At 42.7% G+C, this 415-nt stretch carries 1 protein-coding gene; it reads left to right on the top strand.

What is annotated here, in order from left to right; translation table 11 throughout:
• Nucleotides 1-415: cbb3-type cytochrome c oxidase subunit I (locus SB658_RS22055; protein ID WP_410602324.1), on the top strand; the 415-nt coding region annotated here is incomplete at both ends.

Below are 415 nucleotides of genomic sequence, written 5' to 3'. Positions count from 1 at the left end.
CAGCTACTTCCTAATTGCTCACTTCCACTACGTATTAATCGCAGGTACAGTATTCGCTATGCTTGCTGGATTCACATTCTGGTATCCAAAAATGACTGGTCATATGTTAAACGAACGCCTAGGTAAATGGACATTCTGGATCTTTATGAGCGGATTCAATATCTGTTTCTTCCCAATGTACTTCTTAGGTTTAGACGGTATGACTCGTCGTATGTACACTTACTCTGAAAGTCTTGGATGGGGATGGCTAAACCAAATCGCATCTGTTGGTGCGGTAATGATGGGTATTGGTTTCCTAATTCTTTGTTACAACGTAATTTGGAGTGCTCGTCACGGTGAACGTGACACAACTGGAGATCCATGGGATGGCCGTACACTTGAATGGGCAACTCAATCTCCTGTACAACATTACAAC

Origin of the sequence: Bacillus sp. SIMBA_008 (assembly GCF_046535495.1) — a bacterium.
Lineage (GTDB): Bacteria > Bacillota > Bacilli > Bacillales > Bacillaceae > Bacillus > Bacillus subtilis.
This window is presented reverse-complemented; position numbering and strand designations above follow the sequence as displayed.